This is a genomic window from Cedecea sp. NFIX57, assembly GCF_900177785.1.
Taxonomy (GTDB): Bacteria; Pseudomonadota; Gammaproteobacteria; order Enterobacterales; family Enterobacteriaceae; genus Cedecea; species Cedecea neteri_C.
Genome location: NZ_FXAS01000082.1, coordinates 1 through 3586 on the forward strand (window position 1 = coordinate 1; position 3586 = coordinate 3586).

Sequence of the window (3586 nt, forward strand, 5' to 3'; positions counted from 1 at the left end):
GCCTGCAACTGTTTTTCGTCCATAAATTAACCTGCTTTTGATGTTGGATTGAACATATCAAAATCAGGCAATTACACAAATTTATGTACAGGCTCTATATCCAGCTTCAGTGCCATCAATGTACCAATCTTTACCGTTGTAACCGATATAGGGCAGGGCCCAATGATCTGCATGACGCGTTTTATACGCGGTTCCGTAATAGCCCCCCTGAACGCCAAGAGAAAAATCAGCGCTGTGTGTAACTTCAACAACGAATAGCATAAAGGCCAGCATAAATTTAAGGTTTTTACACATCATTTATTCCTTTCCCGGGTAAAAGTACTCAAGACAATTCAACGGGTGCGGCGTATATCCAGTGAATATGTCGGGCCAATAGTCGGTACGTCAGATCTTGTAAGGTGGCTACGTTTCTTCAGTTCTTCAAAAGGAAGACTGTTATCCAGGAGATTGTTCTTGTAGCAATAACGATCCGTATAACCACTTAGCAATATTCTCCAGTCATATTTCACCGCAAAGGATACGGATTTTCCATGATAAAATATGTTGGACGTGCAATTGTTCAGCAGTGTGTTATACCACTCAGGGTGTTGGTTAACTTTCTCAATTCTTAACAGATAACTGCGAAATAAATCCTGGCTTTGCTGACGTGTAATGTTTAAAGGGTAGAGATAAACACGCTCTTTTCTTACGTTGGCACGGACACCAATCAGATCCCTTTCATCAGCAATTACATAAACCAGGGGATAATTTTTCAAAAAACCGCCAAAGGCAGACCAGGATTGATTTTGCCGTCTGCGAGTTTCAATTGATATTGCCAGCCATCGCCCATTTTCGAAGCCAAAACTTAGGAAGACATGTGCGATAGCGTTTCCTGCCCAATATGATAAAACCAGGTCAGTAGCGATAACGTCACTCAGTTTCAACTGACAATCATACCAGTCCGGGGCAGGACGAGTTTCATTCCGATAGCTAAAATTTCGTATATGACTAATGTGAACATTATCACTGTCTTGCCATTCTATTGAGGCCACCCGGGAATACTCTTGCAGCCAGGGAACCATCTTATCGGCGTCATTTCCTTTATTTTTCATTATCATGTTCTATCCAACTGTTGTCTCCAGCGATGCAAGGGGATGCGGACGAATTCCTGGACCTTCAGGGGTTAATTTATGCATTCATACAAGGACTGGATCCGGGCCGTCGAACTCTATTACCGGTATATAAAGTAAGTCTCCGTTGTTGTCATGGAGCTGGGATATCCTTCCACAAAACAGTTGAGCCGTTGGGTTAGGATTTATGAAGAGAAGGGCGATTTATCCAGGGAATTAAAGCCAAGAGAACGCTATTCACGTGCACAGAAAATTGTTGCTGTTGAGCATTATCTTACTCACGGTGGTTGCCTGTCGTACACTCGCCGTGTCATCGGCTACCCCAGTAGCGAAATTCTAAAGCGCTGGATTGAAGAGTTTTACCCAAATGCGCGTCCCCTGGCCATTCGCTCTGGCACAAACAAATGCTTCAGCCGGGAAGAGAGATCTCAGGCCGTCCGGATACTGCCAGACATCGATGCATTTCCCCTGAAAACGACGGTTTTCTTCATTATCCTCAAGCAAATAAAGCTTCTTATCATACTGTAAAGTCAGGTTTTTTAGACCTGACGTTGTCCGCGCCAGGTAAATCTCGCCCGCAGGTTTTCGCCATTCTCCAGCGGGCGGTGTACGTCAAAATCGTAACATTGCAGACAGCTCAAATTTGGCCTATATTTAGACTTCTACTGTCTGTGAGGTTATTATGAAAGTTGAAACCATCAGCTACGTGAAGAAAAACGCGGCATCGCTCGATCTGGAAGAACCGATACTGGTCACTCAGAACGGGGTTCCGGCGTATGTGATTGAGTCCTACACCGCGCAGCAGGAGCGAGAGAACTCAATAGCACTGCTTAAACTGCTGACTCTTTCAGAGAAAGACAAAGCAGACGGTAACGTGTTCAGTAAAGAGCAACTGCTGGCGGGTCTGTAATGGCGGTAATGATTCAGTACACCAAAACCGTCAAAACCTGCATCGATGACATCGCCAGCCATCTTCGTCGTATCAACACCGCACCCAAAGACGTGATCAGTGGCATCATTGAGCACTTCGAAAAGAGGGTAGGTGATTTTCCGTTGGGTTGTCAGATTTGCCCTGAACTACTCAAAATAGGCTGCGCAAAATATCGGGAGTGCAATACTCCGGATGGCTACAGAGTCCTGTACTCGGTTGAGGATGATGTAATAACGGCTCATGCAATACTGTCCCACAGGCAGGATATTCAGAACCTTCTCTTCAAACGCCTGATTAGCGTTTGAGTGGATGTACAAGAAATTCTGTCCAGTTATCCCGCTTTTACCCACATCTTCTGTGGGTAATCAACATGTAGTATCCCGGCCAGTTGCGTTCGACACCATACATTTTTCATTTCGTCGTGGCGGATAATCAGTCGCTCAAAATCCGGCCATGAAGCCTACTATTAACGATCTGTGATTTCCCGTACTTCGTTCAGAGTTCTGAACAGGTAAAAATCCAAGATTTCTGTCCGGTACGTCCGGTTGAAACGTTCAATAAAAGTATTCTGCGTCGGTTTACCGGGTTTAATAAATTCCAGCATCACACTGTGCTCTTCAGCCCATTGGGCCAGCACCAGTGAGATCAGTTCTGGACCATTAGCGCGGCTGATAAACCCGGGTTCGCCGGCGTGAATGAGGACGCCAGAGACCGTCGGCAGTCATCCAGTTACGAACAGTTTCAACGGAGAGCTGTATATGGTGGCGTTCAGCCAGTTTTTCCGTCGCGAGCGTCGGACCAAAATCCGAATAGTGGCACCGAATAAAATCCAGGGCTTTGCAGCGGATCTCTTCATCGATCCGATTATTTGCAGGACGGCCACAGCTGGAAGACATGCGTACAAGACGCTGTACCTGACGAACGCTGAGTTCAAGAATATCAACAGAAGTGTTTATAAACACTATCGTTTATATCGTTAATTATTCAGGCTACGAGCCGCGCGCAGCCTGTCTCCAGAATGCCGCTTCGCGGCATGGAGGCTCCAGCCGCTGTCTAAGAGTACTCCGGGGATAAGGGTGCCGTGACCTGGCGAAGCCGGTACTTATCTGAAAGGGGTTCTGTGCCGGAACCCCAGAATATGTTTTTATTAAAGGCCGGGAAGCGGTACCCCCGGCCTTAATTACGTTTCCGCTATCAGCCCATCAACTGGAGAAGGTAGCGAATCAGCTCGAGCAGCGCGATCAACGCTCCAAGAACGATGATTGCTTTATCAATCATCCGGTTACTCCTGAAAGGAGTGAGAACACCGCAGCTTACTCTTACACGGCCTGTCACCACGGCTTATCTCCGATGTTAGTTAGAGACAGTCCCACTCCAGCCAGAGCACCTGAACCAGCACCACCCGTAATTCAGGTCAGGACTTGAAAGCGTTCACATCCGCGAAGCGGTTTGTAGTGATGTGATGGACGCCCCTCCCTAAGGTGTTAGTGCCATACTTTTACTGACTGCATTATTCCGGGAGTTACATCGCATGAACACGATCAGA

At 46.7% G+C, this 3586-nt stretch carries 5 protein-coding genes and 3 pseudogenes; 3 read left to right on the forward strand and 5 right to left on the reverse strand.

All coding sequences use genetic code 11. The features are described 5' to 3' along the window. Positions 1–81 precede the first annotated feature (81 nt). Both B9Y90_RS27045 and B9Y90_RS25575 read right to left on the reverse strand, forming a co-directional pair. Entirely contained in the window at positions 82–297 is a 216-nt protein-coding gene (locus tag B9Y90_RS27045; protein WP_176227939.1) for a hypothetical protein, read from the reverse strand. Positions 298–332: 35 nt separating this feature from the next. Further along, positions 333–1091: an Lnb N-terminal periplasmic domain-containing protein gene (locus B9Y90_RS25575; protein WP_254902773.1), complete on the reverse strand. Its 759-nt coding sequence runs from the start codon at positions 1089–1091 to the stop codon at positions 333–335. A gap of 78 nt (positions 1092–1169) precedes the next feature. Between B9Y90_RS25575 and B9Y90_RS25580 the strand changes: the two are divergent. The 3 genes and pseudogenes from B9Y90_RS25580 to B9Y90_RS25595 form a co-directional block, all read left to right on the forward strand. Next, positions 1170–1556: pseudogene (locus B9Y90_RS25580) on the forward strand (IS3 family transposase); the annotation flags it as partial. Between the two features lie 235 nt (positions 1557–1791). Then, positions 1792–2019: a type II toxin-antitoxin system Phd/YefM family antitoxin gene (locus B9Y90_RS25590; protein WP_061278104.1), complete on the forward strand. Its 228-nt coding sequence runs from the start codon at positions 1792–1794 to the stop codon at positions 2017–2019. Continuing rightward, positions 2019–2345, forward strand: a complete 327-nt coding sequence (locus tag B9Y90_RS25595; protein ID WP_085543092.1) for a type II toxin-antitoxin system RelE/ParE family toxin — start codon at positions 2019–2021, stop codon at positions 2343–2345. The genes B9Y90_RS25590 and B9Y90_RS25595 overlap by 1 nt, the downstream gene beginning before the upstream one ends. A 167-nt stretch (positions 2346–2512) precedes the next feature. Here the strand turns inward: B9Y90_RS25595 and B9Y90_RS27720 are convergent. From B9Y90_RS27720 to dinQ, 3 genes and pseudogenes are all read right to left on the reverse strand, one after another. Further along, a pseudogene (locus B9Y90_RS27720) lies at positions 2513–2704 on the reverse strand (integrase core domain-containing protein); the annotation flags it as partial. After that, a pseudogene (locus tag B9Y90_RS25605) lies at positions 2703–2975 on the reverse strand (ISNCY family transposase); the annotation flags it as partial. The pseudogenes B9Y90_RS27720 and B9Y90_RS25605, both read right to left, overlap by 2 nt. 259 nt (positions 2976–3234) lie before the next feature. After that, the gene (gene dinQ, locus B9Y90_RS25610; RefSeq protein ID WP_085543093.1) at positions 3235–3318 is read right to left on the reverse strand and encodes a damage-inducible type I toxin DinQ; all 84 of its coding nucleotides are present in this window, start codon (positions 3316–3318) and stop codon (positions 3235–3237) included. Positions 3319–3586 lie beyond the last annotated feature (268 nt).